A 10,311-nucleotide genomic window follows, 5' to 3' on the forward strand; every position below is an offset into this window, starting at 1 on the left:
ATTTCCTGATATAATAGGAAGCATACTATTTTCAAGGGAAAAGCGGTGCCGTCATTTACAAGAAAAAAGCAGTACGGCGTTAACAGGAAAAAGCCTGCCTTAAGTCCCAAGGGGACTAGAAAGCAAGCTGTAGGGTGAATCATCCGGCTCTTATGCAAAATAGCAAGCTGTTGAAAGATACACCGTGCATCCGAAGAGGTCAAATCCAAGCCTTTAAGTTGACTTGCTTGATAAAATCGGCCTGGGACTGAACTTCCTTGGCGGCCTCCACAGGCTCCTCTTCCTGTTCTTCTCCGTTCATAATGCGGCGGAACAGCTCTTCGTTGCGGGTTGCCAGTGCGAAATCAATCAAAGCCTCCCGCTCCAACCGGTCCACTTCCTGCTGAATTAACACTTCCTCCAGCTCGATGTCGGCTCCGCAAACGAAAAAATGCTTATTTATTTTAGGAATACGAACGACGTAATCAAACACGTTGTCCGCATTGCGATCGTAAGCAATGATGTATCCGTACTCGCCGACAGGCAAGTTTTGTTCGAAGCTGTCTGCTACGATAATTACTTTTTGTCCCAAGCGCAGCATATGCCATTCCTCCCCAAGACTAACGTGTCTATCTATTCATGCCCGAAAAGGTAACGATGAAAATGGGCTCAACTATGCAATCGAGGTGTTCCATGTTTCGAGATAAAAGAAGGATTCGAGCGATGAAAATTGTTGTACGTCTGTTATTAATTCTATTAATAGTAGCATCTTTTTCAGGGTTAATCAATGATAGACAAGCCGCGGAGGCTCATCCATTGAACAATGGCTATTCCCAGCTGACCGTACATCCGGAAGGCGTGGAATACGAGCTGTTCATCCCGGAAGTAAGCCTCCTCAAATATGATGCCAATCAGGACGATAAGCTGTCTACAGAAGAGCTAATCTCTCAAAAAGGAGCCATCGAAGCTGACCTTCGAGATCATCTTCGACTGCTTCAGGACATGAATCCCATGGAGTTCAGCATGCGCAGCTTGGAGAAGGAAGAGAAGGAGACGGTATCTGGCGTAAGCTTTCAGCTCTATTATTCCAGCAGCAAGCCCATAAACGGATTTACGATTGAATACAACCTGCTGTTCGAGGATGCCGACCCGCTCCATTTGAATTTTGCCATTATTGAAGAGGGGGACGATATCGACCAGACAATTTTCGATGCGTCTCACCGTTCTTATCATTACGAATCGATGCATCCGGCCACATGGGGCTCCACCTTGGGAACATATTTCGTCCTTGGCATTGAGCATATCGTGACCGGGTACGATCATTTGCTGTTTTTATTTTCTCTGCTGCTCATTGCAAGCCGCTGGCGGAATATGCTTCAAATCGTGACCGCCTTTACGGTGGCGCACAGTATTACACTGTTTCTTGCCGCTATGGGTTACGTCGATGTCAATCCGGTGTGGATCGAATCAGCCATCGCGCTAACCATTGCTTACGTTGCCGTCGAAAATATGTGGTCCCAAAAGCATGCGCTGCGCTGGCTGCTAACCTTCGTATTCGGACTTATCCACGGACTGGGCTTTGCAGGGGCCTTGGATGAAATAGGCTTACCAAAGCAATATTTCATCAGCTCGCTTCTGACGTTCAACCTTGGGGTAGAGACTGGCCAACTGGTCATCGTACTGCTGGTAATGCCTCTGCTGCTGTGGCTGCGAACAAAAAAACGGTACCGGCATTTGGTTATAGCCGGCTCCGCCATCATACTGGTGCAAGCCCTTTGGTGGCTGTTGGAAAGGACAGGGGTTATCGGAGCTGGAGGATAAAACGGGGCTAAGGGCCAATCTCACACGGGGAATTGCCCTCTTGTGAATCCAAGTCCGTTGAAATTTGGCAGGAACGGTCCGGATTACGGCCTTCGCATTCCATAGACCATATGAATCCAAGGACTTAACTGCTGCTGCACTGTAATGTAACCATGCTCCCGCAGCCATGCCAAAAGCCGGGAGCGATCCGTCGGATAACGCTCATGAAGCTCGCGTATCAGCTCCTCTTGCCCCGATTCCTGAAGCTTAAGCAGCAGCTGATGCCGGGCATCCGCATTCTCATACATGAGCCCGGTAATGACAAGCCGCCCCTGGGGCTTCAGCACGCGGTTCATTTCCTCCAGCGCCAGCAGCTGCTGTTCTTCGTTCAGGTGATGAAACGCGAAGCTCGTAGCAGCAAAATCGAATTGACCTTCAAAAAAGGGCAGCGCCAAAAAGTTACCCAGCTTGCATGTCACGTCGGGAAGCTTCGCCCGGCAGCGCGCGAGCATCGATTTCGACTGCTCCACTGCGAAAAGAACGGCTCCCTTGTGCATAAGACGCGAGGTCAGGTTACCTGTCCCTGCGCCGATGTCCACCCCCGTCTCTCCTGGCTGAGGGGCAACCCATTCCACGGAATAACGCAATGCCGTATCATACTCGGAAGGAGTGGCCAGCCTGCCTAACGGGCTCTCATTTCCTATATCAAATTGATCGGCCTTCAGGTCATAATTCCAGCGGTCTGTCCAGGAGAAACGATCCGACTTGATCTGCTTGATCGAATCCGCAAGCCGAAATAAATCGTCAGACGGCAGCGGACTCCGGTCGTTCCACTGCTCAATCATCCGGTCCAGTGCTGCGAGGGCTGACTTCCACTGAATCCATTTGGAAAATAAGACCGAGCGCTGAAGCTCCAATTGATGACGAACCGTATCCGGCTCCCCCCGGTCCAAGCCATGCAGCAGCTGCTGAATGGTTTCCAAGGGAAGCCCGAATTCACGCAGAGCCACAATCGTCTGCAGCCGCCAGACATCCTCCTCATCGAAATAACGGTAGCCATTCGCTTCTCTCTTGCCGGAAGGAAGCAGCCCCTTCTCCCCATAAAAACGAATCGTTCGGGACGTCACCCCCAGCCTTTGCGCCAATTCATTGATTTTCATTATTTTCCTTCCTCCATACCCGGGAAATTCATGCCGCTTGTTTCGGGCGGTCGTTGCTTGGTGAGAAAATCTCTATCGAGGCCCTTCAAGATGAGCGGCCGCGTTCTATGGTTGGTTTTATCACAAATATAATTTTCGCCTCTAATAACTCGAAGCTTATAAATTCTGGTGTGTGGTAAAAAAACCGCTGGAGGTTTATGGCCTCGAAGCGGCTTGCAATCCTTTACAGATGTAGTTGTACCCAGCCCTCGCGCGTCACGGTAAGCTTCTCAAAGCCGTTGTCGGTAATGGCGTAGCTGTTCTCGATTCCAACGACTCCCCGACCCGGAAACGTGAATTTCGGTTCGATCGCAATGACCATCCCCGGCTGCAGCGGATAGCTGAAGCCTTTGGCAAGTACCGGGAGCTCATCGATTTCGAGGCCGATCCCATGACCCAAAAACTTTACCTGATCCGCACCATAGCCCATAAAGTGATCGCTTAAACCGGCTTCATGAGCTAGAATCAGCGACTGGCGGTACAATTGCTCGCAAACTGCCCCCGGCTGCAGCATCGACTCCACATGACGAAGAATGCGTTCGGACTCCTCATACGCCTGCAGCAGGTCCTCCGATGGCGGCCCCAGGGACACCGTCCGCGTCTGATCTATGACATACCCGTCGATACAGCACCCGATATCCATAAGGATCGGCTCTCCCGACTGGATGGGTCGGCGGCTCACACTTTGCGGAACGACAGCGCCCAGACCTTGGCCTCCGGCCGGACCGTCAAAATAACTCGGCACAGCCGCAGCTTCCCCCGCACCAATCATGCCGGTAATGACTTCCTGGTTGTACCCGCGCATTCGCATTAAGCCGATATGCCCTTCGCGTCGGATTGACAGCTCAATGCCGCTCATCAGCTCAAGCTCCGTCATGCCCGGACGAAGCGTCGTCAGCGCCTCTTCAAAGGCTAGGTCGACCACACGCGCAGCTTCCCGGATACAGCTCAGTTCTGCAGCCGACTTGATCATCCGAAGCTCCCGTATCAGTAAACTGCCGTCGATCCATTCAACTGCAGGGAGCACGGCTTGAAGCCTCTGCAGCTGCTGAACGGGCAGCACATCGAACTCGGCGGCGAAGCGCAGCTTGCTGTCTGCACCCGCAGCTTGAAACAACGCGGCATACAGCTCTCCCAAACGCTTCCCAAACTCCCGAAATGAGCCTAACGCTTCGACAGCAACTGCCGATTCCTCCTCCGCCCTGACGACACTGCGGCGAACGAAAAATCGTGCCTCTCCCTCACAAGGAACAAATAAATATCCGGTTTGCATGGAGCCGGTAAAATAATATAAATCTACGTTTTGCGTAATCATACAGCCGTCTGTCTGCTGCTTTCGCAATCTTTCCTGAAGCCGTTCTATCCGTTGGAGCCGTTCATTCCTCATGTGTCATCACGTCCTGACGACAACGATTCATGCTGGCGGATCGGCAGCCATGCCAGAACGGATTGAATTTTACGATCCCAGTAGCCCCACTCATGCGTCCCGGGTTCTTCCTCATAAGTCAGCTCTAATTGCAGACGCCGGCAATGATCACGGAAACGAACATTCCCTTCATATAAAAAATCCTCGGTACCGCAGCACTGGTAAAGCTTCGGCATATCCGAAGCTTCCGCTGCGACATCACCGGCCAACCGGAATAAGTCGTTGCGGCTGCCTGCCAATTGGGTAAGGTCACCGAATACGCGGGTGAATTCATCGGGATCTCTTTTTGTTACCATTTCCGCTACATCGGTGACTCCAGATAAGCTGGCTCCTGCCGCAAATCGGTCCGGGTAAGTTAAAGCCAGCTTAAGCGCACCGTATCCGCCCATAGATAAACCGGCTGCGAAATTATCCTCGCGTTCGGCTGATAACGGAAAAAAGGATCGCGCCACAGCCGGGAGCTCCTCACTAATAAAGGTCCAGTACTTGTATCCTTGCACCATATCAGTATAAAAGCTTCGATTCACAGCAGGCATAACAACTGCCAAACCATACTGTGCAGCGTAACGTTCAATCGAGGTTCTGCGCATCCAGATCGTATGATCATCTGACAACCCGTGCAGCAAATAAAGCGTCGGATGCTTGAGACCAACCATCCTGGATTCCATACCAATCTGCCCGGATGTCGCCTGCGGCAATATAACGTACATGGAAGCCGAGACGCCCAACGTTTCCGAAAAGAAATGACAATCGATAAAAGCCATCCATTATGCCCTCCTTATGGCGAATCTTTCCTGTTCATCTGTAAGCGTACTCCATCTTCATGCTGCTTTCAACTCGAAGCAAGGAGAGTACGGATGATGAACTCAACGATTTTGCCCAGAAGAGTGCACCTATACTATAAATTTCTTGCATCCATCCAACGGGTGTCTTCCTGCTCTTTGGCAGATCCTTTAATCATCATGGGCAGCAGGCTGATCCATGCGGAAACATAGGCGGTCTTGCGCAGTAACATGATAAGCAGAGCGGCCAGCAAAAGCTTCATTTTATTTTTTTGAACGCGTGATCTAAACATGGAAACCAAGTCCCCTTTCATTTCACAAGTACAGTAGGATTAGTTACTTGCCAACAGCCGTTAAAGCAGCGGATATTCATAAACAACGGTCTTATAAATGTAGCCGTCGAAGGATAATACGTTATTGCGCGGAAGCTTCACTTTGACCTGGTACACCACGGCAGGACCTTTCAGCAGCTTATCGATTCTGCGGCTTTCCTGGGTATACCGGTATGGAAATAAGACCCCCGGTGTGCTGTCATCCACATAATCCTCGAATACAACGACCGGAGCAGCGCGCAGCAAGCTCCCGCTCTCAGGCGTCCCGTCTTCGTGAAGCTGCAGGTTATAGCGAAGAGACGCTTCAAAAGCGGATCTCGCCTCCGTTCTTACAAAAACAATCCGCCCCTCGGAGAGCTGTCCTTTGTCCACCTGCAGCGATGCGTCATGACCTCCGTGGTTCAATGCAAATTTGAGCCGGTTATGCGTCGTCGATGTAACGAAGCGATCCGCTTCAAACCCCGTCGTATACAGAAACAGCAGTATGACGTATAAAAGCAGCAGCGCTCGATTCATAGGGTTTACCTGACCAGCGCTTCGCTCATCTGCTTGGCGTAGCGCGAAATTTGTGCAGGCTCCGGGTCCGGACTGCCGAACATGCTGCTGTACAGCCATCTAGGTGTGCTTTTCACCGATAGCCTGCCTTCGATATATTGCCCTCTCGGTGTCAGCTCCGTCGTTCCTTCGAACCGGATATCGCTGCCGTCCAGCAAAAAGGTGCTCTCCAGCGTATTCTGCATCTCATCGATAATTTCAGGTGTAAAACGGCCATTATCCGCATTGGACGCTTTCTGTATCGCACTGTCGAGCACCATCTCGACCGCATTGGCTCGCGTGGAGTAAATATCATGCAGCACAGGCTGGAACAACAGCAGCAGCAAAAAGTAAACGGTCAGCATTTCCACCAAAGCGGCTTTCATCCTTGACGCATATCGGAAAGCAACGAAACCGCTCTGCCGTCTTCATCATAGGCGTTCACTAGCAAAGCGTCCCCTGGTATAAATAAAGCCGGCGGCACCGAGCCCGTTCCGGAAGGCGGCGATGTCGGCACCATCCAATGAAAGCTTGTCGGAACATTGGTGCTAACGAATATTATAAATGTACTAACTTTTAAGTGTTCCTCGATCATTATTATGTTATACACAATCTGTTGATAACTAGCCTAATAATCTCCCACATCTTCCCTCAAATTTCAGACATGTACATATTCCACCAGCAATGTTATAATATAGTGGTGATAAGTTTCTTCGGTCGCTCTACCAATCAAGGGGCGAACACCGGTTATCTGATGGAACATGATCACATAGTCGCTTAATCGGAAATCATCCGTTATGCGGCTTTTTGTTGTTCCATAATTTTCAATTCAATGGTATAATAGTGATATCATGATATCGGTTGGTGAGTGAATGAAACGAATACCTATTTTTATCCCTGATGAACATCACGAGGAATTACGTAAGCTAGCTTTTGATAATCATACAAGCATCGCAGAGGAAATAAGAAAGGCTATTGCTGATTATTTAAAGATGAAGGAGAGTGAAAAATGAAACCACTCTTACCGCATTGGAAACTAAACTGTGATGAATGTGGAAGCGATGGAGATGATGTGCAGAAATATTACCACTTACAGCTAAAAGGTGGTGGGCATATCACATTGTCAAAAGTTACAATGTTCTGTGACGAATGTAAGCAGGGTATTATCGACCGAGCGGAGGCGGACTTGGATCAGATACGGAAGAAGATGAAAAATAGGAGAAAAGTAGAATGACTAATGAACGCATATATAGCCTATCAAAATTTAATAAGTACGAAAACGGATTCATATTAGCAATTGCATTAATCGCATCAATTTATTTTACTTTTATTTCTTATCCGGGGTTCCTGTATTCAGACTCATTTGCACGTTGGAACTTTGTTAAGCTGTTGATGAGTGATACACAGCTTGAGGGAAATGCAAAAAATTGGCTTACGGTGGTTCCTGCGCTATTCATGGCACTATGCTATAGAATAACGGATAATATTGGGGCATTCACTTTGATTCAAAGTTTCCTTTTCTTCTTTACTGGACTTCATTTAGTGAAGGAGATACGAAATAATGTAGAGTCAACAGTGTTGATTTCATTGCTATATGTGACATTCCCTATTTTCGCAATATTTAGCGTATATCATGCAACGGATATATTTGTTGTTATTGGATGCAATATGATATTAGTATCAACATTTAGACAGATGAGAAATGGACGACATGACAATCTATATTTATACTCACTATTAACCTTCATTGCTTTCGTTTTTATTTTTGGATTCCGTCAGAATGCTTTGTCGATGATTCCTATGTTTGCACTACTTTGTTTCTTTTTATATCGTAAGATACGTTCAAAATCTATTGTCATTGTTCAAACGGTTGCTCTTGTCCTTTCATTAATCGGAATTTCAGTTACTCCGCACATTATGAACATTTATAAGTATGATGTTTCTGCTGTTGGCACTGGGTGGGAGATCATTTCGGCCATTAAGCTTATGAAAGATGCTAATGATCCGGCTTATGAAAAGTACTCTGCATATCTTGATTACTTGGGAAATACAAAGCTTGCAGTTGAACAGAACCAAGATACATCGATATGGGGAGCATATACAGGGGATAAACTATCTCTTGATTTAGCTGCAACACCAGAAAATGCAAGTCGAATCAAACGAGATTACTTAAACTTAGCCCTAGACAAACAGAAGTTTTTCTTAGTTAACAAAATTAATTTTATTAAACGCTCATTGGGCATTGGTCACGATTTGGGTAGTGCGATATTACTTGAGAATGACCATACAGAAATGGGAATGATGAAAGAATACGGTGTAAGTGATACCTTGATGCGACGCGAAATGTATCAGGATTATAAATCATTTGTTAGTGATTATCCTATCATTAAAAAGCCGTATGCATTATTCCTTATCGACCTAATACTACTTGGTGTAGCTAGTCTCATTTATCGAAATAAAACTAAGTTGTTTCCATATTACATGATATATGGATTTGCTGTTTTCTATTATCTTGGGTTCCTCATAACAACACAGAGTCATGAGTTTAGATACTTCTTCCCTAGCATGTTCTTTATCGTATTAATTAGCTCATCGCTTGTTATTGATACAATAATCACTGTTGTGAAGAATGCAGTAATAAAGCTAAGGACAACTAACAAATTGGAGGAAGCCAAATGAAGGATATATCAATTGTTTTTGGACTTCTTTTTTTAGTGTTTATCCTACTAATTTCATTACCATTCAATCCATATTAACAATGACTAAAAAGTATAGGCGTAAATTTCCTTCTGTCGAAGCAGCAACAGAGTATTTAACTGAACGGGGAACATTGGAGTTTTTCGGCACGATTCACATTGAAAATAAATGGGAAGAGTTTTATCACGTGTACAATCTACATTTACATAGCGGAATGATCTACCGCGTTTATCTTTATCATGATGGGATGGTGGAAACGGAGAGGAAGGCCACCTATTAAAGGAGGCCTTTTTCTGTCATAAATGGATCTAATTCCAGCAGCACGTTTTTACCCCACTCAATATTACCTGGAGATGCAGCTGTGCCATCTGGATTTTTACCTTGTGCGAGGTTATAGAAAAAAAGTATCTGATTTGCTATCTTAAACGCACGTTCTTGTGCATATTGCGGTGAATTTGTGTAAGAAATTTTATTCTGTAACGTACGAATATCATTGCGTACCTGAACCATGTCGATACACGGGCAAGAAGTGTTATTAGATGGGTATTCGTTGTGCCCTAATACATTCTCTACAGGAATGTTAAACAAGCTCATATACGTCAATATGACCGCATAGAGGTTATTACGCTCGACCTCAGATAGCGGCCTTTTTGATAGATCCCCACTGATTGAAACGGACACTGTATAAGAGTTATTACTCGATGTGTGATAACTGAACGTCGAAAGGTCATTTGTTTGATAAGCCTGGTCGCCTTTGATGACAAAGTGATAGCCGATATGCGCCCATCCAAGTGTATTCACATGGTAGTTGGCGTAGCTCTCTATTGTAGCGCCTTCTACCGCACTATGATGAATGCTGATGTGCGTGATCTGATCTTTCGTCCGTCGTGGCTCTGGATCAGGTGTTCTGCTTGGCAATGTATCGGTAATATCGATGAACGGCTTAACACTAAATGGCAGGGCCGTCGCCTGTATATGGCGCAATACTTCCATTAGTAGCAGCCCCCTTTTTCTTATGACTTAACAACACCCCGATGACTGTTGCAAGTGCAGCTGCGCCATTCGCAATCTCGTTTACATTTTGATCTGTAATAGCTGTCAAATCAACCCCAAAAGGTTGTAGAATAAGCTTCACAGCACCAATTAAGCACGGTATTAATGTGACCCAGTTAATTTGTTGATTCATTTTTCTTTCCCTCCTTAATTGGTATCCCCACCGGGAAGCCCCCAGTAAGTAAAAATAATATTTCCCGATGTACTGGATTCGGGCTCGTTTCAAAATAGGCTGTGGTCCATTCCATTTCTGCCCCGTCAGCTGCTCCACTTGTTCTCGCGTCCATATCAGTTCCTCATCTCTTCCCATTTGAATGACACGTTCGATTTCACTTAAAAATATTTTACGGGCAATCAGTGCCAGTATGGTCCATATCGTGGCATCACCCGGATTGTCTAAGATCCAATCGATGATTTCTAGGATGAGCATCGTCTACCACTTCCTCCGGGTAGGTTACTTCATAGGTGTCTACAGGAGGATCATTTACGCATTGATCGGCTGGAAGTCT

Annotated in this window: 12 protein-coding genes; 3 read left to right on the forward strand and 9 right to left on the reverse strand. The window is 46.6% G+C overall.

Annotated features, from left to right (window positions below; all coding sequences use genetic code 11):
• Positions 1-199: 199 nt before the first annotated feature.
• Positions 200-580, reverse strand: coding sequence for an ATPase (locus tag CF651_RS22820; protein ID WP_094017194.1), 381 nt, complete (start codon positions 578-580; stop codon positions 200-202).
• 215 nt (positions 581-795) lie between these two features.
• Here CF651_RS22820 and CF651_RS22825 point away from each other — a divergent pair, with 215 nt between their 5' ends.
• Positions 796-1,800 (forward strand): HupE/UreJ family protein, encoded by a 1,005-nt coding sequence (locus tag CF651_RS22825; protein ID WP_179232942.1) that lies wholly within the window; start codon positions 796-798, stop codon positions 1,798-1,800.
• Positions 1,801-1,883: 83 nt separating this feature from the next.
• Here the strand turns inward: CF651_RS22825 and CF651_RS22830 are convergent, their stop codons facing one another.
• The 6 genes from CF651_RS22830 to CF651_RS22850 all read right to left on the reverse strand — a co-directional run bounded on the left by CF651_RS22830 (position 1,884) and on the right by CF651_RS22850 (position 6,426).
• Positions 1,884-2,939, reverse strand: coding sequence for a MerR family transcriptional regulator (locus CF651_RS22830; protein ID WP_094017196.1), 1,056 nt, complete (start codon positions 2,937-2,939; stop codon positions 1,884-1,886).
• Positions 2,940-3,162: 223 nt separating this feature from the next.
• Positions 3,163-4,365: a M24 family metallopeptidase gene (locus CF651_RS22835; RefSeq protein WP_094017197.1), complete on the reverse strand. Its 1,203-nt coding sequence runs from the start codon at positions 4,363-4,365 to the stop codon at positions 3,163-3,165.
• On the reverse strand, positions 4,362-5,168 hold the full coding sequence (locus CF651_RS22840) for an alpha/beta hydrolase (protein WP_094017198.1): 807 nt from the start codon (positions 5,166-5,168) through the stop codon (positions 4,362-4,364). The genes CF651_RS22835 and CF651_RS22840 overlap by 4 nt, the downstream gene beginning before the upstream one ends.
• A gap of 134 nt (positions 5,169-5,302) precedes the next feature.
• Positions 5,303-5,479, reverse strand: a complete 177-nt coding sequence (locus tag CF651_RS32470) for a hypothetical protein (RefSeq protein ID WP_179232943.1) — start codon at positions 5,477-5,479, stop codon at positions 5,303-5,305.
• Positions 5,480-5,539: 60 nt separating this feature from the next.
• Positions 5,540-6,034: a hypothetical protein gene (locus CF651_RS22845; protein WP_094017199.1), complete on the reverse strand. Its 495-nt coding sequence runs from the start codon at positions 6,032-6,034 to the stop codon at positions 5,540-5,542.
• Between the two features lie 5 nt (positions 6,035-6,039).
• The gene (locus CF651_RS22850) at positions 6,040-6,426 is read right to left on the reverse strand and encodes a hypothetical protein (RefSeq protein WP_094017200.1); all 387 of its coding nucleotides are present in this window, start codon (positions 6,424-6,426) and stop codon (positions 6,040-6,042) included.
• 635 nt (positions 6,427-7,061) lie between these two features.
• Between CF651_RS22850 and CF651_RS22855 the strand changes: the two genes are divergently transcribed.
• Both CF651_RS22855 and CF651_RS22860 read left to right on the forward strand, forming a co-directional pair.
• Complete coding sequence (locus CF651_RS22855) at positions 7,062-7,286, forward strand: hypothetical protein (protein WP_094017201.1); 225 nt, start codon at positions 7,062-7,064, stop codon at positions 7,284-7,286.
• The gene (locus tag CF651_RS22860) at positions 7,283-8,731 is read left to right on the forward strand and encodes a hypothetical protein (RefSeq protein ID WP_094017202.1); all 1,449 of its coding nucleotides are present in this window, start codon (positions 7,283-7,285) and stop codon (positions 8,729-8,731) included. The genes CF651_RS22855 and CF651_RS22860 overlap by 4 nt, the downstream gene beginning before the upstream one ends.
• A gap of 294 nt (positions 8,732-9,025) precedes the next feature.
• Here the strand turns inward: CF651_RS22860 and CF651_RS22865 are convergent, their stop codons facing one another.
• Together CF651_RS22865 and CF651_RS22870 are read right to left on the reverse strand one after the other, a co-directional pair.
• Positions 9,026-9,742, reverse strand: coding sequence for a peptidoglycan recognition protein family protein (locus tag CF651_RS22865; protein WP_094017203.1), 717 nt, complete (start codon positions 9,740-9,742; stop codon positions 9,026-9,028).
• Positions 9,699-10,232: a hypothetical protein gene (locus CF651_RS22870; RefSeq protein ID WP_094017204.1), complete on the reverse strand. Its 534-nt coding sequence runs from the start codon at positions 10,230-10,232 to the stop codon at positions 9,699-9,701. Before CF651_RS22870 ends, CF651_RS22865 begins: the two co-directional genes overlap by 44 nt.
• Between the last annotated feature and the right edge of the window lie 79 nt (positions 10,233-10,311).

The organism is Paenibacillus rigui, from assembly GCF_002234615.1.
Classification (GTDB): Bacteria; Bacillota; Bacilli; order Paenibacillales; family NBRC-103111; genus Paenibacillus_S; species Paenibacillus_S rigui.

Bases quoted from the DNA above. Each gene is read 5' to 3' on its own strand.
- CF651_RS22840 (WP_094017198.1), bottom strand. From the start codon at position 5,168: ATGGCTTTTATCGATTGTCATTTCTTTTCGGAAACGTTGGGCGTCTCG.
- CF651_RS22860 (WP_094017202.1), top strand. From the start codon at position 7,283: ATGACTAATGAACGCATATATAGCCTATCAAAATTTAATAAGTACGAA.
- CF651_RS22835 (WP_094017197.1), bottom strand. From the start codon at position 4,365: ATGAGGAATGAACGGCTCCAACGGATAGAACGGCTTCAGGAAAGATTG.
- CF651_RS22855 (WP_094017201.1), top strand. From the start codon at position 7,062: ATGAAACCACTCTTACCGCATTGGAAACTAAACTGTGATGAATGTGGA.
- CF651_RS32470 (WP_179232943.1), bottom strand. From the start codon at position 5,479: ATGTTTAGATCACGCGTTCAAAAAAATAAAATGAAGCTTTTGCTGGCC.
- CF651_RS22820 (WP_094017194.1), bottom strand. From the start codon at position 580: ATGCTGCGCTTGGGACAAAAAGTAATTATCGTAGCAGACAGCTTCGAA.
- CF651_RS22870 (WP_094017204.1), bottom strand. From the start codon at position 10,232: ATGCTCATCCTAGAAATCATCGATTGGATCTTAGACAATCCGGGTGAT.
- CF651_RS22845 (WP_094017199.1), bottom strand. From the start codon at position 6,034: ATGAATCGAGCGCTGCTGCTTTTATACGTCATACTGCTGTTTCTGTAT.
- CF651_RS22830 (WP_094017196.1), bottom strand. From the start codon at position 2,939: ATGAAAATCAATGAATTGGCGCAAAGGCTGGGGGTGACGTCCCGAACG.
- CF651_RS22865 (WP_094017203.1), bottom strand. From the start codon at position 9,742: ATGGAAGTATTGCGCCATATACAGGCGACGGCCCTGCCATTTAGTGTT.